The following is a 19,649-nucleotide window of genomic DNA, read 5'->3' on the forward strand; positions in this document are numbered from 1 at the left end:
CCCCGGCGGGCATTGTTTTGATCCTCGAAAGTTCAGCCATGGCCGACCAGCAAGCCCAAGATCCCGTGTTTCAGATCCAGCGCGTCTACCTCAAGGACCTGTCGCTCGAGCAGCCCAATTCGCCCGCGATCCTGCTGGAGCAGGAGCAGCCCACCGTCGACATCCAGCTCGGCGTGGACGCCCAGCCCGTGGCCGAAGGCATCTTCGAGATCACCGTGGCCGCCACCGTGCAGACCAAGATCGGCGACAAGACCGTGTTCCTGGTCGAGGCCAAGCAGGCCGGCATCTTCGAGATCCGCAACCTGCCCGAAGAGCAGATGGGCGCCATCCTCGGCATCGCCTGCCCGCAGATCGTCTACCCGTACCTGCGCGGCAACGTGGCCGACGTGATCCAGCGCGGCGGCTTCCCGCCCGTGCACCTGGCCGAAATCAACTTCCAGGCCATGTACGAGCAGCAGCAGGCACAGGCCGCCGGCCAGGCCGCGCCCTCGCTGGCACAGTAATCGCGGCACTGCAGCCGTAGCAGCCACCAACGCCGATGAAGATCTGCGTTCATGGCGCCGGCGCCTGGGGCACGGCGGTCGCCGTCAATGCGGCGGCCCGCCACGAAGTCACGCTCTGGGCGCGCGATGCCGCCCAGGCCGACGCCATGTCGGCCGCGCGAGAGAACTCCCGCTACCTTCCCGGGCTGGCCCTGCCGGCCTCGCTGGCCGTGCGCGCCGGCGACATCGGCCAGGCGCAGGCCGGCGCCGACCTCGTCATCGTGGCAACCCCCATGGCGGCCCTGCGTGCGCAGCTCGTTGCGCTGCGCGGCACCAGCGCCGCGGTGGCGTGGCTGTGCAAGGGCGTCGAGCCCGCGCTCGGCACGTCGTCCCCCGCATCCTTCGGCCTGCTGGCCCACGAGATCTGGGCCCAGGTTGCTCCTGAATTGAGAGCGGGCGTGCTCAGCGGCCCCAGCTTCGCGCAGGAGGTCGCCGAAGGGCGGCCGACCGCGCTGGTGGCCGCCAGCCCGCACGCCGCCGTGCGCGACATGCTGGTCGAGGCCTTCCACGGCCCCGCGCTGCGCGTCTACGCCAACGAGGACATCGTCGGCGTGGAGGTGGGCGGCGCGGTCAAGAACGTGCTGGCCATCGCCACCGGGCTGTGCGACGGCCTCGCGCTCGGGCTCAACGCCCGCGCGGCGCTCATCACCCGCGGCCTTGCCGAAATGACGCGCTTCGGCCTCGCGCTGGGCGCGCGCGCCGAGACCTTCATGGGCCTTTCGGGCCTGGGCGACCTGGTCCTTACTTCCACCGGCGACCTGTCGCGCAACCGCAAGGTCGGCCTGCTGCTCGCGCAGGGCCGCACGCTGGCGCAGGCCGTCGATTCGCTCGGCCACGTGGCCGAGGGCGTCTACTGCGCCCGCACCGTGGTGCAGCGCGCCCGGGGCCTCGGCATCGAGATGCCCATCGCCGAAGGCGTGGTCGCGCTGCTCGACGGCCGCGTGAGCCCGCAGGACGCCGTGGCGGCCCTCGTCGGCCGCGAGCCGGTGCCCGAATCGGTGCAGCTCCAGCAATCGGGCGCCGCCGCTTCCCCTCGTCAATCCTCCTGAGAAAAACGCAGAGACAAAGAGAGCCATGAGCCTTCGCTTTGATTTTTCAGCGTCGGCCGTGGCCGCGCTGGCCCTGTCAGATGCCACCCGCGCATTGCAGGAAGACGTCGCCGACGGCGACCTCACCGCCTCGCTGGTCGATCCGGCCCGCAGCGCCCGCGCCCGCGTGCTTGCGCGCGAAGCCGCCGTCGTGTGCGGCGCCCCGTGGGTCGAGGCCACGCTGAGGCAGCTCGATCCGCAGGTGCGCATCCAGTGGCTGTGCGCCGAGGGCGAGCGCTGCGAGGCCGGCCAGACCGTGCTCGAGATCGAAGGCTCGGCCCGCGCGCTGCTGACGGCGGAGCGCACCTCGCTCAACTTCCTGCAGCTGCTGAGCGCCGTCGCCACCAAGACCGCCCTCTACGCCGACACCGTGCGCGGCACCCGCGCGCGCATCGTCGACACCCGCAAGACCATTCCCGGCCTGCGGCTTGCGCAGAAATACGCCGTGCGCACCGGCGGCGGCCTGAACCACCGCATCGGCCTGTACGACGCGGTGCTCATCAAGGAAAACCACATCGCCGCAGCCGGCGGCGTGGCGGCCGCCCTGCGTGCGGTGGCGCCTGCCGCCGCGAAGGCGGAGTTCGTCGAGGTCGAGGTCGAGACGCTGGCCCAGCTGCGCGAGGCGCTCGACGCCGGGGCGCGCATGGTGCTGCTCGACAACATGGACCTGCCCACGCTGCGAGAGGCCGTGCGCATCAACGACGAGGCCGGCGAAGACCGCAAGGCCGTGCTCGAGATCTCCGGCGGCGTCACGCTGGACGGCCTGCGCGCCCTGGCCGAAACCGGCGTCGACCGGATCTCCGTCGGTGCCCTGACCAAGGACGTCAAGGCGATCGACTACTCGATGCGTTTCCAGGAAGGCTGATCCGCCCATGTCGTCCACGGTCATCGACGTCGACTACGAGCAGCCCGCCGAAACCAGGGCCGGCGCCGTCTGCGACACCCGCCACGCCTGGGCGCGCGTGCCGCCCGAGCCATCGCCCGACGAGCGCATTGCGCTGAAGGAGCGCATCCGCCGCCTGCTGCGCGAGCGCAATGCGGTGATGGTGTCGCACTTCTACGTGCACCCCGATCTGCAGGACCTTGCCGAGGAAACCGGGGGCATCGTGAGCGATTCGCTCGAAATGGCGCGCTTCGGCCGCGACCACGCCGCGCAGACGCTGGTGGTGTCGGGCGTGCGCTTCATGGGCGAGACCTCGAAGATCCTCTCGCCCGACAAGCGCGTGCTGATGCCCGACCTCGACGCGAACTGCTCGCTCGACCTGGGCTGCCCGGTCGACCAGTTCAGCGCCTTCTGCGACCAGCATCCCGACCGCACCGTGGTCGTCTATGCCAACACCAGCGCGGCCGTGAAGGCGCGCGCCGACTGGCTGGTCACCTCCAGCTGCGCACTCGACGTGGTGAACGCGCTGCATGCGGCGGGGCAGAAGATCCTCTGGGGGCCCGATCGCCACCTGGGCGACTACATCCGCCGCCAGACCGGCGCCGACATGGTCAGCTGGAACGGCGCCTGCATCGTGCACGACGAGTTCAAGGCGCTGGAGCTCGAGCTGCTCATGAAGGAGCACCCGAAGGCCAAGGTGCTGGTGCACCCCGAGTCGCCCTCGGACGTGATCGCGCTGGCCGACGCGGTGGGTTCCACCTCGGCCATCCTGAACGCGGCGCAGCGCATGGACGCCAGGGAGTTCATCGTCGCCACCGACAGCGGCATGCTGCACAAGCTGCGCACGCTGAACCCCGGCAAGGTCTTCATCGAGGCGCCGACGGCCGGCAACGGCGGCACCTGCAAGAGCTGCGCGCATTGCCCGTGGATGGCGATGAACGGGCTGGTGGAGCTTGCGAATGCCCTGGAGACGGGCGCGGGGGAAATCCACGTCGATCCGGCGCTGGGGCTGCGGGCGCGGGTGCCGATCGATCGGATGCTGGCGTTCACGGCCGGGCTGAAGAACGGGCAGGCGCCGGGGAGCCTGGTGGCGGGCATCGGCGCGGCCTGACCCCGCTTCGCTCCTTCCCCCGTTGGGGGAAGGTTGGGATGGGGGCGGGCAGAGCGCTCGATGGTGGCGCCGCGTGCCCCCACCCCGGCCCTCCCCCAGCGGGGGAGGGAGAAAAACCTAGAAATCGACGGTACAGCTGTCCCCCAGCGCCTCCCGCCACACCTTCACGCGCGCAAGCGAGGCCCGCAGGTCCGGCAGCGCATCGGCGATGAACACGCAAAGGTTCTCCAGCGTCGGCGGGTGCAGCCCCGCCACGTCGTCCAGCAGGTGATGGTCGAGCTGCTCGCGCACATCCTCCAGCCGGCGGCGCAGCAGCCCCAGGTCGATCACCATCCCCGTCACCGGGTCGCGCTCGCCCGTGAGCCACACCTCCGCGTGGTAGGTATGTCCGTGGATACGGCGGCTGCCTTCCACTTCGATCTCGCGCTTGAGCGTGTGGGCGGCGTCGAAGAAAAAGCGTTGGCTGATGGTGAATCGCATTGTCGAAAGAGAAACTCGGGGAGAAAAAGCGGCGCCCGCCTCAGCGGATGCCGGTGATCTTGTGCGTCTGCACGCTGAGCCGCCACACGGGCTGCTTCATGCATTCCGCGATGCACAGCTCGGTGTTCGCGACGCGGTCGGGTCCGTCCATGGGCTGCAGGAAGCGGTGCGTGAACTCGCCGGTGCGCGCCATGGCGTCGAGGTCGATGCCCTGCTGCGGCCACACCAGCTTGAGCTCCTGGCCGCGCCGCTGCACCCATTGCGCGCCGGCCTTGGGGCTGATGCACAGCCAGTCGATGCCCTCAGGCGCATCGACCGTGCCGTTGCTCTCGACCGCGATGCGGAAGCGGCGCGCGTGCAGCGCGTCGACCAGCGCAGCGTCCACCTGCAGCAGCGGCTCGCCGCCTGTCAGCACCACCAGCCGGTGGTCGGCGTCGGCAGCGGGCCATTGGGCGGCGATGGTGTCGGCGAGCAGGTCGGCGGTCCTGAACTTGCCGCCCAGCGTGCCGTCGGTGCCGACGAAGTCGGTGTCGCAGAAACGGCAGACGGCGCTGGCGCGGTCTTCCTCGCGGCCGCTCCAGAGGTTGCAGCCCGCGAAGCGGCAGAACACCGCGGGCATGCCGGCCTGTCCGCCTTCGCCCTGCAGCGTGTAGAAGATTTCCTTGACGCTGTAGGTCATGGGGCGGCCGTTTCGATCTCGAGGTTGTCGATCAGGCGCGTGGTGCCCAGGCGCGCGGCGGCCAGCGCCACCAGCGCGTCGCCGGCGGCGGGCGCCTGCAGGTCGCGGCGGCGGCGCAGCACCAGGTAGTCGGGCTGCCAGCCGCGCGCGGCCAGCGTCTGCATGGCGCGCGCCTCGATGGCGCCCAGGTCGCGCTCGCCCGAGCGCACCGCCTCGGCCATCGCCTTCAGCGCCTTCGACAGCTGCACGGCCTCGGCGCGCTCGCTCTCGCTCAGGTAGCCGTTGCGCGACGAGAGCGCGAGGCCATCGTCGGCGCGGAAGGTCTCGCCGCCCACGATCTCGATCGGCAGCGCGAACTGCCGGACCATGTGGCGGATCATCATCAGCTGCTGGTAGTCCTTCTTGCCGAACACCGCCACGCGCGGCTGCACGCACTGGAAGAGCTTCATCACCACCGTGCACACGCCGACGAAGAAGCCGGGGCGGAAGTGGCCTTCGAGGATGTCGGCCAGCGCCGGGTCGGGGTGCACCTTGCAGGTCTGGGGCTCGGGATAGAGCGCCTTCTCGTCGGGCGCGAACAGCACGTCGCAGCCGGCCGAGCGCAGCTTCTCGCAGTCGCTCTCCCAGGTGCGCGGGTAGGTGTCGAAATCTTCGTGCGGCAAGAACTGCAGGCGGTTCACGAAGATGCTGGCCACGGTCACGTCGCCGAGCGGCTTCGCCTGCCTCACCAGGGCCAGGTGGCCGTCGTGCAGGTTGCCCATGGTGGGGACGAAGGCGGGGCGCCTGAAGGCGGCCAGGTGGCTGCGCAGGTCGTCGATGGTGTGCGCGATGTACATGGGTTGGTTTCCTTTTCCTTGTCTGCCTACCAGGCGTGGAGGCGGTCGTCGGGGAAGCTGCCGTCCTTGACGGCCTGCACGTAGGCCTTGAGCGCGGGCAGCACGCCCGGCGCGTCGGCCATGAAGTTGCGCACGAACTTCGGCATCTTCCCGAGGTTGATGCCCAGCATGTCGTGCAGCACGAGCACCTGTCCGGCGGTGGCCTTGCCCGCACCGATGCCGATGGTGGCGCAGTGCTTCAACTCGCCGGTGAGCTCGGCGGCCAGCGCGGCCGGCACCATCTCGAGCACCAGCATCGCGGCGCCCGCGTCCTGCAGCTCGTGGGCCTGCTCCTTCAGCAGCGCGCCGGCCGTGTCGCCCTTGCCCTGCACGCGGTAGCCGCCGAGCGCGTGCACCGTCTGTGGCGTGAGGCCGAGGTGGGCGCACACCGGAATGCCGCGCTCGACCAGGAAGCGCACCGTGTCGGCGGTCCAGCCGCCGCCTTCGAGCTTGACCATGTGCGCGCCGGCCTGCATCAGCACGGTGGCGCTGCGCAGCGCCTGTTCGCGCGACTCCTGGTAGCTGCCGAAGGGCAGGTCGGCGATGAGCCAGGCCGTGCCCTGCACGCGGCGCAGGCCGCGCGAGACGCCGTCGGTGTGATAGCGCATGGCCTCCAGGCTCACGCCCACCGTGCTGTTCAGGCCCTGGCAGACCATGCCGAGCGAATCGCCGACCAGCAGGCAGTCGACGCCGGCCGCGTCGGCCATGGCGGCGAAGGTGGCGTCGTAGGCCGTCAGCATTGCGATCTTCTCGCCGCGCGCATGCATGTCGGCCAGGCGCGGCAGGCTCACGGGCTTGCGCGACGCGGGCGGGGAAGCCGGCGGCAGCGTGCCGTAGGGCGAGGCCGGCGGTGCTTCAGTGGCGGCGGTGGTGGGCGTGGTGTGCGACATGGTTGGGTTTCTCCCTGCGGGCGTCGGTGGCCGGGCATCCTTGAGTGAAGAAAAACGAACGGTGAGGGTTATCGGTCTGCCGGAGGCACCAGCACCGTGGGTGCGGTGGGCTCGGCGAGCGAGGGGTAGTCGCGGCTGAAATGCAGGCCGCGGCTTTCGTGGCGGGCCTGCGCGGAACGCACGATCAGCTCGGCCACCTGCACCAGGTTGCGCAGCTCGAGCAGGTCGCGTGTGACGTGGAAGTTCGCGTAGAACTCCTGGATCTCGGCCTGCAGCAGCGCGATGCGATGGCTCGCGCGCTCCAGGCGCTTGTTGGTGCGCACGATGCCGACGTAGTCCCACATGAAGCGGCGCAGCTCGTCCCAGTTGTGGGAGATCACCACGGCTTCGTCGGCGTCGGTGACGCGGCTGTCGTCCCAGGCGGGCAGTTCGGCGAGCTCGCGCGCGGGCGCCGAGGCGATGGCCCCGGCCGCGGCGCGCGCGAACACCATGCATTCGACCAGCGAGTTGCTGGCCAGCCGGTTCGCTCCGTGCAGGCCGGTGCAGGCGGTCTCGCCGATGGCGTAGAGGCCCGGGATGTCGGTGCGCCCGCTCAGGTCGCTGAGCACGCCGCCGCAGGTGTAGTGCGCGGCCGGCACCACCGGAATCGGCTCGCGCGTGATGTCGATGCCCAGTTCCAGGCAGCGCGCCAGGATATTGGGGAAGTGTTCCTTGAGGAACGCGGCCGGCTGGTGCGAGATGTCGAGGTAGACGCAGTCCAGGCCGTGCTTCTTCATCTCGAAGTCGATGGCGCGGGCCACCACGTCGCGCGGCGCGAGCTCGGCGCGCTCGTCGTGCTTCGGCATGAAGCGCGTTCCATCGGGCAACTTCAGCAGGCCGCCTTCGCCGCGCACCGCCTCGCTGATGAGGAAGGACTTCGCGTGCGGGTGGTACAGGCAGGTCGGATGGAACTGGATGAACTCCATGTTCGACACCCGGCAGCCCGCGCGCCACGCGGCGGCGATGCCGTCGCCGGTGGCGGTGTCGGGATTGGTCGTGTAGAGGTACACCTTGCCCGCGCCGCCCGTGGCCAGGATGGTGTGCGGCGCGCGGAAGGCAAGCACCTCGTCGGTCTGGTCGTCGAGCGCGTAGAGGCCTAGGCAGGCGGGGTCGTCGAGCCCGACCTTCGGCCCGGTGATGAGGTCGACCAGCGTGTGGTGCTCGAAGAGCGAGATGTTCGGCGTGCGCCGCACACGCTCGATCAGCACCTGCTGCACCGCCGCGCCGGTGGCGTCGGTCACGTGCACGATGCGCCGCTGGCTGTGGCCGCCTTCGCGCGTCAGGTGCAGGCCGCCGCCAGCCTCCTCGGACTCTTCGGAGAAAGGCACGCCCAGTTCGCGCAGCCAGCCGATGGCCTCGGGCGCGTGCTCCACCACGAAGCGCGTGGCCTCGGGGTCGCACAGGCCGGCGCCGGCAATCAGCGTGTCTTCGACGTGCGCATCGAAGCTGTCGCCCGAGGCCAGCACCGCCGCGATGCCGCCCTGCGCCCAGGCGCTGGAGCCGTCGTTCAGCGCGCGCTTGGTCAGCACTGCCACGCGGTGCGTGGGCGCCAGGTGCAGCGCGGCGGAGAGGCCGGCCAGTCCGCTGCCGACGATGAGGACGTCGAAGTCGCGCACGGGATGGATCAGGAAGGTGAGTACGCCAGCCGGACGTAGATGGGAGCGAAGGCTTCCGCCTGCGTGATCTCGATCAGCGTCTCCTTCGCGAGCTCCAGCATCGCGATGAAGGTGACGATCAGCACCGGCACGCCGCGCGACACGTCGAAGAGCTTCTCGAACTCCACGAAGCGCTGCCCCTGCAGGTGGCGCAGCACGATGCTCATGTGCTCGCGCACGTTGAGCTCCTCGCGCGAGATCTTGTGGTGCTGCACGAGCTTGGCGCGCTTCATGATGTCGGCCCACGCGTCGCGAAGCTCGATCACGTCCACGTCGGGAAAGCGCGGCTTCAGCGACTGCTCGATGTAGACCTGCGCCTTCCAGAAGTCGCGCCCGTACTGCGGCATGGCGCTGATGGCGGCGGCCTGCAGCTTGGTCTGCTCGTACTCGAGCAGGCGGCGCACGAGTTCGGCGCGCGGGTCTTCGGCCTCTTCGCCGTCGGCCACCTTCTTGGGCGGCAGCAGCATGCGCGACTTGATCTCGATCAGCATCGCGGCCATCAGCAGGTACTCGGCCGCGAGCTCGAGGTTGCTCTGGCGGATCTCGTCGACGTAGCTCAGGTACTGCCGCGTGAGCCCCGCCATCGGGATGTCGAGGATGTTGAAGTTCTGCTTGCGGATCAGGTAGAGCAGCAGGTCGAGGGGGCCCTCGAAGGCCTCCAGGAACACCTGCAGCGCCTCGGGCGGGATGTACAGGTCCTTCGGCATCGCGAAGAGCGGCTCTCCGTAGAGCCTCGCGAGCGCGACCTGGTCGACCACCTCGGGCATGTCGACCACCAGGGTGCCGTTGTCCTCGTCGCTGTTCATCGTGCCGGCGCTACCGTTTCAATAGCGGCCGACGCAATGCGGACGGGGATTTGCTGCCAATTCGGCATCGGCTGATAGGTTACTTGGTGCGGGTCTGGTAAACGTAGGGCTGCTGGGGCACGCGGGCTTCGCTGTACTCCTGCAGCAGGCTGCGGTCGAGGTGCTTGTCCCACAGCAGGGCGCGGCCGGCGCGCTGTTCGGCCTCCAGCGTCGGCTTCTTTTCCTTCATCTCCTCGATGAAGTTAGTGATCTCGGAGGTGTAGTGGGGGCGGCGGAAGATGGACATAGACTGGACCTTTGTTGGCGCGAATTTTACCGGGGACGGCATGAAGCAAATTCGAGGATGGCGGATCGGCATGGCAATCGGGTGCCTGGCGGCAGCAATCGGGCTCGCCGCGTGCGACTCGAAGAACATCAGCGAGCTGGAGGAAGGCGTCTCCACCGAGGCCGACGTGCGGGCCCGTTTCGGCCAGCCCGAGAACATCTGGGACGGCGCGGGCGGCGCCCGCGTGTTCGAGTACAACCGCCAGCCCGCGGGCCAGAAGAACTACATGATCACCATCGGCACCGACGGAAAGATGAGCGCCCTGCGCCAGGTGCTCACGCCCGAGAACTTCGCGAAGGTGCACCCCGGCATGATGATGGAAGACCTGCGCAAGATGCTGGGCAAGCCCGCGAAGGTCACGCCCTACGCGCTGCGGCGCGAGACCGAATGGGAATGGCGCTGGGTGCAGCCGCCGAATTCGCCGATGGTCTTCACCGCCACGCTCGACGACGACCAGCGCGTGGTGCGCAGCGGCTCCTCGCCCGACAGGGGCACCGAGGCGCCCTAGCGACCCGTCCGATCGCGCCTCGCCATCGAGGATCAGGCCGCCTGCGCGTGCAGGAGGTCTTCGGCCGACGGTTCCCGCGGCCACAGCGCGAGCCCGCCCGACAGGCTCCAGGCCTGTGAATGTCCCAGCCTGCGCAGCGCCCTGGCGGCCTGCGCGCTGCGGTTGCCGCTGCGACAGAAGAACACCACCGGCGTCTCCTCGGGCAGCGCGAGCCAGCCTGGCAGGGCATCGGGCAGCCTCGACAGCGGCACCGCCTGCGTTTGGGCCGCCGCATCCAGCACCGGAGCGTGGCCGACGCGCCGCTCGTAGGGCTCGCGCACGTCGACCACCACCAGGCCGGGGTGCGCCTGCTGCAGGGCAGCCAGGGCCTCGGGCTTCAGGTCGACGGCGGGGCCTGCGGTGCAGGTGTCGACACGGGCGCCGCAGGCCATGGTCTGGTACGCCGTGAGCGCCAGGCCGCGCTCCAGCGTTTCCTTGGCGCTTGCGAAGCCGGCCGCATCGAGGGCGCCGCAGAGAAGCTGCCTGAGCAGCGGCTGGGCCGCGCATTCGGTGTCCAGCGTGGCGGCGAAGCGGTCGTCGTAGTCGTGGCCCGGCAGCATCAGCGTATCGGGCCGCAGCGCCTGCTGCAGCTTCAGCAGCGAGGGGCCGTAGGCCAGCGGCTCGCTCTGTGCGAAGTCGCTGCGGCCGAGCGCGCCGGGCATCACGGTGTCGCCGACGAAGGCCAGGCGCAGGCCGCCGGCGTCGTGCAGCAGGTAGGCGGTGGAGTCGGCGGTGTGGCCGGGCAGCGCCAGCCGCGTGAGCCGCTGGCTGCCGAGCTCGATCTGCTGCGCGCCCTGCGGCCATCCGAGCGCGTCCACGGGGCCGGCCTCGCGTTGCGATGGGGGCACTGCGGCGAGCAGCTCGGGCCGCGACGAGGCATGGTCGCCGTGGCTGTGCGTGTCGAGCACGGCGGCCAGCGTGTAGCGGTGGCAGCCGAGCCATTGCGTGAGCTGGCCGGTGAGTTCGGGCAGCGGATCGACCACCACGCAGCGGCGGCTGGCGGCGTCGGCCAGCAGGTAGCAGCAGGCGCCGTCTACCACGAAGCGGGTCAGCCGGTCGGGCGGCAGCGCGTGGCTCTGCGGCGCGGTGCCCAGGCAGCTCTCGCGCAGCGATTCGCCGCATGCCGCGATGCGGGCGCAGGCCTCGTCGATGAAGGCGTCGTCCGCGGCCGGGCCGAAGGAAAGCCGCACCGCCGAGGCGGTGCGCCACGCCGGCAGTCCCATGGCTTCCAGCACGTAGCTCGGCCGGGCCTTCGACGCGCCGCAGGCCGAGCCACCGCTCATGCGCACGTCGGCGGCATCGAACAGGTCCAGCAGCAGCTTCGAGCTCAGTCCGGGCACCGAGAAGTTCAGGGTGGTCGGCAGGGCCAGCTCGGGCGGTGCGTTGAACACCAGCCCCGGAAACGCGTCCTGCAACGCGGCGGCGAGGCGGTCGCGATAGGAAGCGAGCGTGCAGTGGTCCTGGAAGGTCCGGCCCTCTTCGAGCGCCTCCAGCACGGCGCCCAGCGCCGCGATGCCCGACATGTTCTCGGTGCCCGAGCGCAGCGAGTCTTCCTGGCCGCCGCCGGCCATCAGCGGCGTGAAGGGAGCGCCCTGGCGCACGTACAGCATGCCGATGCCCTTGGGCGCGTAGAGCTTGTGGCCGGAGAAGGGGGCGTAGTCGATGGGCCGTTCGCCCAGCCACAGCGGCAGCTTGCCGAGGGCCTGGACGCTGTCGACCATCCACAGCGCCGGGCTGTTCGCCAGCGCAGCGGCGATGCCGTCGAGGTCGCTCACCACCCCGGTCTCGTTGTTGGCGGCCATCGTGCAGACCATGCCGGCGCGCGGCGCGTGCGCGCGCAGCCAGCCCAGGTCGTGGCGGCCGTCGAGGCCCACGGGAATGGCCAGCACCTGCAGGTCCAGGCCCAGCAGCGTGTTCCAGTGCCTGAGCGCCTCGGGCACGGCCTTGTGCTCCGTCGCGCCGTACAGCAGCAGCTCGGCGGCCGCATCGCCGGCCTGGCGTCGGGCGCGCAGCGCGCTCAGGGCCGAGAGCACGGCGGTCTGGATGCCTTCGGTCGCACCGCTGAGGAACAGCAGCTGCCCCGAGGGCGCGCCGATTGCCCGGCGGGCGCGGGCGCGCACGGCGTCCATCAGCGCCCGGGCCTTCAGGCCGGTGGTGTGGATGCTGCTCGGGTTGCCGAAGTCGCCGGCCATGGCGGCGAGCGCTGCGGCGCGTGCCTGGGGCAGAACGGGGGTGGTGGCGTTGGCGTCCAGATAGATTTCCATGACGACGATTCTGCAAACCATCGGCAGGAAAAGGCTTGCGTTCCAGGCTCCATATCTTCAGTATTTGAGAATCCTGTTCTCAAAAATATGAAGAAGATAAAAATAGATTCCATGGATCGAAAGATCCTCGAACTGCTGCAGCAGAGCGCCGAATGGCAGGTCGCAGAACTGGCCGCACGGGTCGGCCTTTCGCAGACGCCATGCTGGCGGCGCATCCAGCGCCTGAAGGAGGCCGGCGTGATCACCCGCAGCGTGACGCTGGTCGACCCGCAGAAGGTGAACGTCGGCGTCACCGTCTTCGTCGCCGTGCGCACCCGCACGCATTCGCAGGCGTGGTTCGACCACTTCAAGGCGGTGGTCGACGTGATTCCCGAGGTGGTCGAGTTCTACCGGATGAGCGGCGACATCGACTACCTGCTGCGCGTGGTCGTGCCCGACATCGCCGCCTACGACAAGGTCTACAAGCGCCTGACCGCCGACACCGACCTGTCGGACGTGAGCTCCAGCTTCGCGATGGAGGAGATCAAGTTCACCACCGCGCTGCCGCTCTCGTACGTCGAGTGAGTGTGTTGCCGGGCCCGGGTGCGAACTTTCAGTCAACTTATCCGGAAGGAGGCTTGCAGATACATTTTTGACATTCGTTGACATTTCGTCACCGACATTACCGGGGCCGTCGATGCACATCCTGCTTGTCGCGAGCGCGTTCAACAGCCTGACGCAACGGGTTCTGGCCGAACTGCAGGACCGCGGGCACACCGTCGGCGTGACGCTGGCCCTCGGCAACGACGGCGCGCTGCGCGAGGCAGTGCGCGTGCATGCGCCGCAGCTCATCCTGGCGCCGATGCTGACCACCGCGATCCCCGAGGACATCTGGCGCGCCCACACCTGCCTGATCGTGCATCCCGGCCCGCCGGGCGACCGGGGGCCGTCGTCGCTGGACTGGACGCTGCAGGGCGGCGCCGAGAGCTGGGGCGTGACCGTGCTCGAGGCCGTGGCCGAGATGGACGCGGGCGATGTCTGGGCGTGGTCGCCGCTGAGGCTGCCGCCGCTGGCCGGCAAGAGCGATCTCTACCGCGGCGAGGTGGCCGACGCGGCACTCGACGCGGTGCTGCTCGCCGTCGAGCGCTTCGCCTCGGGCAGGCACAAGCCGCAGAAGCAGGAGGCCGAGGCGCTCGCCGCCGGCTGGCGGCCCTTCATGAAGCAGGAGCAGCGGCGCATCGACTGGGCCTGCGACACCACCGAGACGGTACTGCGCAAGCTTCGCGCGGCCGATTCGCAGCCCGGCGTGCTCGACGAACTGCAGGGCGCGCGCTGGTACCTGCACGGCGGCCATCCCGAGGACGAACTGCGCGGCCGGCCCGGCGAGCTGATCGCCACCCGCGCCGGCGCCATCTGCCGCGCCACCGTCGACGGGGCGGTGTGGATCCTGCAGCTGCGGCCCTGGCGCGAGACCGGCTCGCGCCTGCCGAGCTACAAGCTGCCGGCCGTCGAGGCGCTCGGCGATCTGCTGCCCTTCGAGGTGCCCGAGGTGCCGGCGCCGCTGCAGCTGCCGGCGGGGCGCCGCACCTGGTTCGACATCCGCTACGTGGAGCAGGGGGCGGTCGGCGTTCTGAACTTCAGCTTCCCGGGTGGCGCGATGAGCACCGCGCAGTGCCGGCGGTTGCTGGAGGCGTATCGCTTTGCCTGCACCCGGACGACCTCGGTGCTGGTGCTGGGCGGCATGCGCGACTTCTTCTCCAACGGCATCCATCTCAACGTGATCGAGGCGGCCGAAGATCCGTCGGAGGAGTCGTGGGCCAACATCCATGCGATGAACGATCTCGTCGAGGCGGTGCTCACCACCACCGACCGGCTCACCGTGTCGGCGCTCGGCGGCAACGCCGCTGCCGGCGGCGTGATGCTCGCGCTGGCGGCCGACGAGGTCTGGTGCCGCGACGGCGCCGTGCTCAACCCGCACTACCGGCTGATGGGGCTGCACGGCTCGGAATACTGGACCTACATCCTCCCGCGCCGCGTGGGCGAGAGCGAGGCGCTGCGTCTCACGCAGTCGGCGCTGCCGGTGAGCGCCACGCGCGCCGTCGAGCTCGGCATGGCGGAGCGCGTCCTGCAGGCCGCACCCGAGGAGCTGGGGGTCGAAGTGGCCCGGCTGGCGGCGGAGCTGGCCGCATCGCCGGAGCTGGCCGATCGCGTCGCGCGGAAGAAGGCGATGCGCGGGCAGGACGAGTCGATCAAGCCGCTGCAGCGCTACCGCGACGAGGAGCTGGTCCACATGCGCCGCAACTTCTTCGACGCGCGCGAGCCGCATGCAGGGCTCAGGTCGGCGTTCGTGCGAAAGGAGAAGGCGTCGAACACGCCGCCGCACATTGCCCGGCTGGGCCTGGCGGACTGAATCTACCGAGAGCCTTGCCGGCTCACTGGCTGTCGGGAATCACCGCATCGGCCGCCGCGCCCACGGCCTTGCCCGTGATGCGCGCGGTGCCGATGGCCGCATCCGCCGCGAGCCCGACCGCGCCGGCGCCGACGCTCACCGCCGTGCTGGCCACCGTCACCACCGCGCAGCCGCCCAGCAGGGCCGGTAGCGACGCAAGCAGGAGGAGGCGGCGCAGCAGTGGTCGGCGCAGCAGTGCGGTCATGGCGGTTCCTTTTTCCCGAATCCGCTCAGCGGACCCGCATGCCCGGCGTCGCACCCGGCCAGGGTTCGAGCACGTGGATGCCCGGGTGTGCCTTCTCGTCCCCGTGGCTGGCGGCCAGCACCATGCCTTCGCTCACGCCGAACTTCATCTTCCGCGGCGCGAGGTTGGCGACCAGCACCGTGAGCTTGCCCACCAGCTGCTCGGGCTGGTAGGCCGAGGCGATGCCGCTGAACACGTTGCGGGTCTTGCCTTCACCCGCGTCCAGCGTCAGGCGCAGCAGCTTGGTGGAGCCCTCGACCTTCTCGCAGGCCACGATCTTCGCGATGCGCAGGTCGATCTTCGCGAAGTCGTCGATGGTGATCGTGGGCGCGATGGCCTCGCCGCCCGGCAGCTCCGCGGCCTCCTGTGCCGCGGCAGGGGCTGCTGCGGCGGCGGGCTCGGGCGCGTCGAAGAGCTTGTCCACCAGCTTGGCGTCGGCGCGCTGCATCAGGTGCTTGTACTCGCCGATGGCGTGGCCCACGGGCAGCGGCTGCGCGGCGTCGGCCCACGACAGCGGCTGGATCTTCAGGAAGGCCTCGACGTTCACGGCCAGCGCCGGCAGCACCGGCTTCAGGTACAGCGTGAGCAGGCGGAAGGCCTCGATGCACACGGTGCACACGTCGTGCAGGCGCGCCTCGGCGCCTTCCTTCTTGGCCAGCTCCCAGGGCTTGTTCTGGTCGACGTATTCATTGACCTTGTCGGCCAGCGCCATCACCTCGCGCAGCGCGCGTGCGTAGTCGCGGCCGTCGTAGAGCGAATGCAGCTGCGCCGACGCGTCGCGCAGCGTGAACAGCAGCGCATCGCCGTCGGCCGAGACCTCGCCCAGCTTGCCGCCGAAGCGCTTGCCGATGAAGCCCGCGGCGCGGCTGGCGATGTTGATGTACTTGCCCACGAGGTCGCTGTTGACGCGAGCGACGAAGTCCTCGGGGTTGAAGTCGATGTCTTCATTTCGGCCGTTGAGCTTGGCGGCGATGTAGTAGCGCAGCCATTCGGGATCGAGCCCGATCGACAGATACTTGAGCGGGTCGATGCCGGTGCCGCGGCTCTTGCTCATCTTCTCGCCGCTCACCGTGAGGTGGCCGTGCACGTACACCGCGTCGGGCGCCTTGCGGCCGCTGAAGTGCAGCATCGCGGGCCAGAACAGCGTGTGGAAGGTGATGATGTCCTTGCCGATGAAATGCACCTGCTCCAGGTCGGGGTCGGCCATGTACTCGGTGTACGAGATGCCGTCGCCGCCCAGCTCGATGCAGCGCTTGTCCAGCAGGTTCTTCAGCGAGGCCAGGTAGCCCACGGGGGCGTCGAGCCACACGTAGAAGTACTTGCCCGGCGCATCGGGGATCTCGATGCCGAAGTAGGGCGCGTCGCGGCTGATGTCCCAGTCGCCGAGGCCGCCCTTGCCCTCGTCGTCCTTGTAGAGCCACTCGCGGATCTTGTTCTGCACCTCGGGCTGCACGTGGCCGGGGGCGGCGGTCCATTCCTTCAGGTAGGCCTCGCAGCGCGGGTCCGACAGCTTGAAGAAGAAGTGCTCGGAGCTGCGCAGCTCTGGCTTGGCGCCCGAGAGGGCCGAGTAGGGATTGATCAGCTCGGTGGGCGCGTACACGGCGCCGCACACCTCGCAGTTGTCGCCGTACTGGTCCTTCGAATGGCAGTTGGGGCACTCGCCCTTGATGAAGCGGTCGGCCAGGAACATGCCCTTTTCAGGGTCGTAGAACTGCTCGACGCTCTTGGTGCTGATGAGGCCGTTGGCGCGCAGGTCGCGGTAGATGTCCTGGGCGAGCTGGTGGTTCTCGGGCGCGTCGGTCGAGTGCCAGTTGTCGAAGGAGATGTAGTAGCCGTCGAGGTAGGGCTTGCGGCCCGCCGCGATCTCCGCCACGAAGGCCTGCGGCGTCACGCCGGCCTTGTCGGCCGCGATGGTGATGGCCGCGCCGTGGGCGTCGTCGGCGCACACGAAGTTGACGTCGGCACCGTTCATTCGCTGGTTCCGCACCCAGATGTCGGCCTGGATGTACTCCATCATGTGGCCGATGTGGAACTTGCCGTTGGCGTACGGCAGGGCGGTGGTGACGAAGAGCTTGCGCGGGGCGGACATCGGGGAGGGCGCTTTCGGGAGTGGCTGACGGGGGGAACCGGGCATTTTAGGTCGCGCGGCTTCCGGGTGCCTTCGGTGGCAGCATCGACCCCATGCCCCACGCCATCGACCTCGTCGACTACATCGCCGGATTCGCCGGCTCGCCCCTGGCGCCATGGCGCGCCTCGCTGCCCTGGGAACTGCCGCCGCGCGCCCCCGAGATCGTGCGGCGGCTGCTGGCCGGGCTGCCCGCCGGCGACTACGCCATCGAGGGCGAGATCGCCATCCACCGCGACGCCCGGGTCGAGCCGGGCGCGGTGCTCAAGGGGCCGCTGATCCTCGGCGCGGGCTGCTTCGTGGCGGCGGGCGCCTACCTGCGCGGCGGCAACTGGATCGACGCCCGCTGCAGCATCGGGCCTGGCGTGGAGCTGAAGTCGTCCTTCGTCTTCGCCGGCACCGCGCTCGCGCACTTCAACTTCGTCGGCGACTCGGTGGTGGGCGCGGGCGTGAACCTGGAAGCCGGCAGCATCGTCTGCAACCACCGCAACGAGCGGGCGGACAAGCAGATCCTCGCTCGCAGCGGCGAGGGCGGAGCGCTGCAGGGCACGGGCTGCGAGAAGTTCGGTGCGCTGATCGGGGATGGGGCGCGCATCGGGGCCAATGCGGTGATCGCGCCCGGGGCGCTGCTGCGCCCCGCCACCGTGGTCGGTCGCGCTTCGCTGCTCGACCAGGAGGCGCCGGACGCCGCGCGCTGAGCAGACGAACCCGCCCGGCGTGCGTGGCATCATCCGCCCTCCAAAAACAGGGAGGAACCCATGCACAGCAGCAAGTCATTCGTTTTCAAGGCGATCGTGGGCGCGGCATTCGCTGCCGCAGCAAGCGGCAGCGCCTTGGCCGCAGCACCGTCTTTCGCCGATTGCTTCAGGCTCAAGCCCGGCGTGGCCTACACGCTGAGCGACCGCTCGAAGGTCCGGATCGTCAAGGGCCAGTTCGCGGGCAAGGCCGCGATCGGCGTGGTGAGCATCGACGAGGGCGTCAAGAGCGTGAAGTACTTCGACGAGACCGGCCGCCAGCGGCTGGGTTCAGAGCAGTACGGCATCGCGGGCCTGGGCGGCGACGCCAGCAAGGTCGTCATCAAGGAAATCTTCGCCGCGCCGTTCCCCGAGGTCCCGGCCGATGCCAGGCCGGGCGGCACCTTCAAGCTGACGGGCAAGGGCACCAGGACGACGAAGGAGGCCAGCGAGGCCTTCGACTTCGGCAGGAGGTACCAGTCCGAGCATGTCTTCGTCGGCTTCGAGAACCTGGAGCTGAAGCCGAACTACAACCCCCGGACCTTCGAGAACGTCTGCCACCTGAGCTCGCGCGGGTCGGACAACTCGGTCGACTCCTGGTATGCGCCGGAGTACGGCGTCATCAAGATGCAGGTGAAGACCTCCAAGGGCGAGCCGCTCTTCAGCTACGAACTCGACGGCCTGGAAGAGCGTTGAGCCGCCGGCGGGAGGCCGACCGGGAATAAGGCCTTGGTTACGCCGCGGCGCCCCGCCGTGGGATGATTCCCGCCGGAGATCGCCCGGCGGGCGTGCCGCATCCGATGGCAAGCGATGTGCACGTGGCCGGGCGGCGGTTTCCGCAAGCATTCCTGCAATCGACCTGAGCGCCCAACCATGACCACTCCCATTCCCGCAACCCTGATCCCCGGCGACGGCATCGGCCCCGAGATCGTCGAAGCCACGCTGGCCGCGCTCGACGCATTGAAGGCGCCCTTCGCCTGGGACACGCAGATCGCCGGCCTGGGCGGCGTCAAGGCTTCGGGCGATCCGCTGCCGCAGGCCACGCTCGACAGCATCCGCAAGACCCGGCTGGCCCTGAAGGGGCCGCTGGAGACGCCCTCGGGCGGTGGCTACCGCTCGTCGAACGTGCGGCTGCGCGAGGAATTCCAGCTGTATGCGAACCTGCGACCCGCGCGCACCATCATCCCGGGCGGCCGCTTCGACAAGATCGACCTGGTGGTGGTGCGCGAGAACCTCGAGGGCCTCTACATCGGCCACGAGCACTACGTGCCCATCGACGGCGACCCGCATGCCGTGGCCATGGCCACCGGCATCAACACCCGCCAGGGCAGCCGCCGGCTGCTCGAGTACGCCTTCGAGACCGCCATCGCCACCGGCCGCAAAAAGGTCACGCTGGTGCACAAGGCCAACATCATGAAGGCGCTCACGGGCATCTTCCTGGAGACCGGGCTGGACCTCTACGAGAAGAAGTACAAGGGCAGGTTCGAGCTCGACACGGTCATCATCGATGCCTGCGCGATGAAGCTGGTGCTCAACCCCTGGCAGTTCGACATGCTGGTCACCACCAACCTGTTCGGCGACATCCTGTCCGACCTGGTGGCCGGCCTGGTCGGCGGCCTGGGCATGGCGCCCGGCGCCAACATCGGCACCGACGCGGCGATCTTCGAGGCCGTGCACGGCTCCGCGCCCGACATCGCCGGCAAGGGCATCGCCAACCCGACCGCCTTGCTGCTGGCCGCCGCGCTGATGCTCGACCACGTGAAGCTGCCCGAACTGGCCACGCGCCTGCGCACCGCCATCGACGAGACCCTGAACATCGACAAGGTGCGCACCGGCGACCTGGGCGGCACGGCGGGCACCGAGGCGTTCACCAAGGCGCTGGTCAGCCGCATCAAGGGCGCCTGAGCCGCGCCGTCCTCGTTGTTCTTTCCGAG

At 69.6% G+C, this 19,649-nt stretch carries 20 protein-coding genes; 10 read left to right on the forward strand and 10 right to left on the reverse strand.

Annotation, left to right across the window (positions count from 1 at the left end; all coding sequences use genetic code 11):
* Positions 1-38 precede the first annotated feature (38 nt).
* The 4 genes from secB to nadA are packed head-to-tail and all read left to right on the forward strand — an operon-like array spanning position 39 to position 3,624.
* Positions 39-503 carry a protein-export chaperone SecB gene (gene secB / locus G369_RS0124055; RefSeq protein WP_019656603.1) on the forward strand — a complete coding sequence of 155 codons (465 nt, stop codon included), beginning with the start codon at positions 39-41 and terminating at the stop codon, positions 501-503.
* 35 nt (positions 504-538) lie between these two features.
* Entirely contained in the window at positions 539-1,591 is a 1,053-nt protein-coding gene (locus G369_RS0124060) for an NAD(P)H-dependent glycerol-3-phosphate dehydrogenase (protein WP_019656604.1), read from the forward strand.
* Positions 1,592-1,616: 25 nt separating this feature from the next.
* Positions 1,617-2,495, forward strand: a complete 879-nt coding sequence (gene nadC / locus G369_RS0124065) for a carboxylating nicotinate-nucleotide diphosphorylase (protein WP_019656605.1) — start codon at positions 1,617-1,619, stop codon at positions 2,493-2,495.
* Between the two features lie 7 nt (positions 2,496-2,502).
* Positions 2,503-3,624, forward strand: coding sequence for a quinolinate synthase NadA (gene nadA / locus G369_RS0124070; RefSeq protein WP_019656606.1), 1,122 nt, complete (start codon positions 2,503-2,505; stop codon positions 3,622-3,624).
* A 117-nt stretch (positions 3,625-3,741) separates the two neighbouring features.
* Here nadA and G369_RS0124075 read toward each other — a convergent pair whose 3' ends face one another.
* The 7 genes from G369_RS0124075 to G369_RS0124105 form a co-directional block, all read right to left on the reverse strand.
* A complete protein-coding gene (locus G369_RS0124075) occupies positions 3,742-4,104 on the reverse strand; it encodes a 6-pyruvoyl trahydropterin synthase family protein (RefSeq protein ID WP_019656607.1) in 363 nt (120 codons plus the stop codon).
* A gap of 40 nt (positions 4,105-4,144) precedes the next feature.
* Positions 4,145-4,783 (reverse strand): 7-carboxy-7-deazaguanine synthase, encoded by a 639-nt coding sequence (queE, locus tag G369_RS0124080; protein WP_019656608.1) that lies wholly within the window; start codon positions 4,781-4,783, stop codon positions 4,145-4,147.
* A complete protein-coding gene (gene panC, locus G369_RS0124085; RefSeq protein ID WP_019656609.1) occupies positions 4,780-5,619 on the reverse strand; it encodes a pantoate--beta-alanine ligase in 840 nt (279 codons plus the stop codon). The genes queE and panC overlap by 4 nt, the downstream gene beginning before the upstream one ends.
* Positions 5,620-5,645: 26 nt before the next feature.
* Positions 5,646-6,548, reverse strand: coding sequence for a 3-methyl-2-oxobutanoate hydroxymethyltransferase (gene panB / locus G369_RS0124090; protein ID WP_019656610.1), 903 nt, complete (start codon positions 6,546-6,548; stop codon positions 5,646-5,648).
* Between the two features lie 68 nt (positions 6,549-6,616).
* Positions 6,617-8,203: an L-aspartate oxidase gene (gene nadB, locus G369_RS0124095; RefSeq protein ID WP_019656611.1), complete on the reverse strand. Its 1,587-nt coding sequence runs from the start codon at positions 8,201-8,203 to the stop codon at positions 6,617-6,619.
* 8 nt (positions 8,204-8,211) lie between these two features.
* Complete coding sequence (locus G369_RS0124100; protein WP_019656612.1) at positions 8,212-9,048, reverse strand: segregation and condensation protein A; 837 nt, start codon at positions 9,046-9,048, stop codon at positions 8,212-8,214.
* Between the two features lie 79 nt (positions 9,049-9,127).
* Positions 9,128-9,334: a DUF3460 family protein gene (locus G369_RS0124105; RefSeq protein WP_019656613.1), complete on the reverse strand. Its 207-nt coding sequence runs from the start codon at positions 9,332-9,334 to the stop codon at positions 9,128-9,130.
* Positions 9,335-9,404: 70 nt separating this feature from the next.
* Here G369_RS0124105 and G369_RS0124110 point away from each other — a divergent pair, with 70 nt between their 5' ends.
* Positions 9,405-9,881: a hypothetical protein gene (locus tag G369_RS0124110; protein WP_019656614.1), complete on the forward strand. Its 477-nt coding sequence runs from the start codon at positions 9,405-9,407 to the stop codon at positions 9,879-9,881.
* Positions 9,882-9,913: 32 nt separating this feature from the next.
* Here G369_RS0124110 and G369_RS0124115 read toward each other — a convergent pair whose 3' ends face one another.
* On the reverse strand, positions 9,914-12,184 hold the full coding sequence (locus tag G369_RS0124115) for an aminotransferase class V-fold PLP-dependent enzyme (RefSeq protein WP_019656615.1): 2,271 nt from the start codon (positions 12,182-12,184) through the stop codon (positions 9,914-9,916).
* Between the two features lie 102 nt (positions 12,185-12,286).
* Here G369_RS0124115 and G369_RS0124120 point away from each other — a divergent pair, with 102 nt between their 5' ends.
* Together G369_RS0124120 and G369_RS0124125 are read left to right on the forward strand one after the other, a co-directional pair.
* Positions 12,287-12,748, forward strand: coding sequence for an Lrp/AsnC family transcriptional regulator (locus tag G369_RS0124120; RefSeq protein WP_207902251.1), 462 nt, complete (start codon positions 12,287-12,289; stop codon positions 12,746-12,748).
* A 112-nt stretch (positions 12,749-12,860) separates the two neighbouring features.
* Positions 12,861-14,573: an enoyl-CoA hydratase-related protein gene (locus G369_RS0124125; protein ID WP_019656617.1), complete on the forward strand. Its 1,713-nt coding sequence runs from the start codon at positions 12,861-12,863 to the stop codon at positions 14,571-14,573.
* 22 nt (positions 14,574-14,595) lie between these two features.
* On the opposite strand, the gene G369_RS0124130 is transcribed toward G369_RS0124125, so the two are convergent.
* Both G369_RS0124130 and metG read right to left on the reverse strand, forming a co-directional pair.
* A complete protein-coding gene (locus tag G369_RS0124130; protein WP_019656618.1) occupies positions 14,596-14,817 on the reverse strand; it encodes a hypothetical protein in 222 nt (73 codons plus the stop codon).
* A gap of 25 nt (positions 14,818-14,842) precedes the next feature.
* Positions 14,843-16,945, reverse strand: coding sequence for a methionine--tRNA ligase (gene metG / locus G369_RS0124135; protein WP_019656619.1), 2,103 nt, complete (start codon positions 16,943-16,945; stop codon positions 14,843-14,845).
* A 92-nt stretch (positions 16,946-17,037) separates the two neighbouring features.
* Here metG and G369_RS0124140 point away from each other — a divergent pair, with 92 nt between their 5' ends.
* The 3 genes from G369_RS0124140 to G369_RS0124150 all read left to right on the forward strand — a co-directional run bounded on the left by G369_RS0124140 (position 17,038) and on the right by G369_RS0124150 (position 19,620).
* Positions 17,038-17,679 (forward strand): LbetaH domain-containing protein, encoded by a 642-nt coding sequence (locus G369_RS0124140; protein WP_019656620.1) that lies wholly within the window; start codon positions 17,038-17,040, stop codon positions 17,677-17,679.
* Between the two features lie 60 nt (positions 17,680-17,739).
* On the forward strand, positions 17,740-18,411 hold the full coding sequence (locus tag G369_RS36235) for a hypothetical protein (protein ID WP_019656621.1): 672 nt from the start codon (positions 17,740-17,742) through the stop codon (positions 18,409-18,411).
* 177 nt (positions 18,412-18,588) lie between these two features.
* On the forward strand, positions 18,589-19,620 hold the full coding sequence (locus tag G369_RS0124150; RefSeq protein WP_019656622.1) for an isocitrate/isopropylmalate dehydrogenase family protein: 1,032 nt from the start codon (positions 18,589-18,591) through the stop codon (positions 19,618-19,620).
* The last annotated feature ends 29 nt before the right edge of the window (positions 19,621-19,649 follow it).

Origin of the sequence: Variovorax atrisoli 110B, from assembly GCF_000382045.1 — a bacterium.
GTDB classification, from domain to species: Bacteria; Pseudomonadota; Gammaproteobacteria; order Burkholderiales; family Burkholderiaceae_C; genus Variovorax; species Variovorax atrisoli.

What these genes read in the sequence shown, in the direction of transcription:
- secB (WP_019656603.1), top strand. Translation starts at nt 39, where the DNA reads ATGGCCGACCAGCAAGCCCAAGATCCCGTGTTTCAGATCCAGCGCGTC.
- G369_RS0124060 (WP_019656604.1), top strand. Translation starts at nt 539, where the DNA reads ATGAAGATCTGCGTTCATGGCGCCGGCGCCTGGGGCACGGCGGTCGCC.
- nadC (WP_019656605.1), top strand. Translation starts at nt 1,617, where the DNA reads ATGAGCCTTCGCTTTGATTTTTCAGCGTCGGCCGTGGCCGCGCTGGCC.
- nadA (WP_019656606.1), top strand. Translation starts at nt 2,503, where the DNA reads ATGTCGTCCACGGTCATCGACGTCGACTACGAGCAGCCCGCCGAAACC.
- G369_RS0124075 (WP_019656607.1), bottom strand. Translation starts at nt 4,104, where the DNA reads ATGCGATTCACCATCAGCCAACGCTTTTTCTTCGACGCCGCCCACACG.
- queE (WP_019656608.1), bottom strand. Translation starts at nt 4,783, where the DNA reads ATGACCTACAGCGTCAAGGAAATCTTCTACACGCTGCAGGGCGAAGGC.
- panC (WP_019656609.1), bottom strand. Translation starts at nt 5,619, where the DNA reads ATGTACATCGCGCACACCATCGACGACCTGCGCAGCCACCTGGCCGCC.
- panB (WP_019656610.1), bottom strand. Translation starts at nt 6,548, where the DNA reads ATGTCGCACACCACGCCCACCACCGCCGCCACTGAAGCACCGCCGGCC.
- G369_RS0124100 (WP_019656612.1), bottom strand. Translation starts at nt 9,048, where the DNA reads ATGAACAGCGACGAGGACAACGGCACCCTGGTGGTCGACATGCCCGAG.
- G369_RS0124105 (WP_019656613.1), bottom strand. Translation starts at nt 9,334, where the DNA reads ATGTCCATCTTCCGCCGCCCCCACTACACCTCCGAGATCACTAACTTC.
- G369_RS0124110 (WP_019656614.1), top strand. Translation starts at nt 9,405, where the DNA reads ATGGCAATCGGGTGCCTGGCGGCAGCAATCGGGCTCGCCGCGTGCGAC.
- G369_RS0124115 (WP_019656615.1), bottom strand. Translation starts at nt 12,184, where the DNA reads ATGGAAATCTATCTGGACGCCAACGCCACCACCCCCGTTCTGCCCCAG.
- G369_RS0124125 (WP_019656617.1), top strand. Translation starts at nt 12,861, where the DNA reads ATGCACATCCTGCTTGTCGCGAGCGCGTTCAACAGCCTGACGCAACGG.
- G369_RS0124130 (WP_019656618.1), bottom strand. Translation starts at nt 14,817, where the DNA reads ATGACCGCACTGCTGCGCCGACCACTGCTGCGCCGCCTCCTCCTGCTT.
- metG (WP_019656619.1), bottom strand. Translation starts at nt 16,945, where the DNA reads ATGTCCGCCCCGCGCAAGCTCTTCGTCACCACCGCCCTGCCGTACGCC.
- G369_RS0124140 (WP_019656620.1), top strand. Translation starts at nt 17,038, where the DNA reads ATGCCCCACGCCATCGACCTCGTCGACTACATCGCCGGATTCGCCGGC.
- G369_RS36235 (WP_019656621.1), top strand. Translation starts at nt 17,740, where the DNA reads ATGCACAGCAGCAAGTCATTCGTTTTCAAGGCGATCGTGGGCGCGGCA.
- G369_RS0124150 (WP_019656622.1), top strand. Translation starts at nt 18,589, where the DNA reads ATGACCACTCCCATTCCCGCAACCCTGATCCCCGGCGACGGCATCGGC.